Origin of the sequence: Microcystis aeruginosa NIES-4325, from assembly GCF_008974145.1 — a bacterium.
Taxonomy (GTDB): Bacteria; Cyanobacteriota; Cyanobacteriia; order Cyanobacteriales; family Microcystaceae; genus Microcystis; species Microcystis aeruginosa_G.
In genome coordinates this window covers 1-294 of record NZ_BJKP01000141.1, presented here as the reverse complement: position 1 = coordinate 294, position 294 = coordinate 1, and the positions used below count along the sequence as shown (strand labels likewise).

Annotated in this window: 1 pseudogene; it reads left to right on the top strand. The window is 45.6% G+C overall.

What is annotated here, in order from left to right:
* A pseudogene (locus MiAbW_RS19375) lies at positions 1-294 on the top strand (beta strand repeat-containing protein); the annotation flags it as partial.

Sequence of the window (294 nt, the reverse complement as noted above, 5' to 3'; positions counted from 1 at the left end):
GTTCATCCACTGCGACTGTAACCGTTGACCCCACTGCTGACACAACAGTAGAAAGTGATGAAACTGTTATTTTAACTCTTACTTCTGGGACAGGTTATACAGTTGGGACAACTACCGCAGTGACGGGGACAATTACCAATGATGATTTCCCCAGTATTACTCTTGCTGTTGCTCCCAGTAGTGTGACAGAAGATGGGACAACTAACTTAGTCTATACCTTTACTCGTACCGGTTCTACTACCAGCGCCTTAACCGCTAACTATACAGTTGGGGGAACAGCTACTAATGGAACCG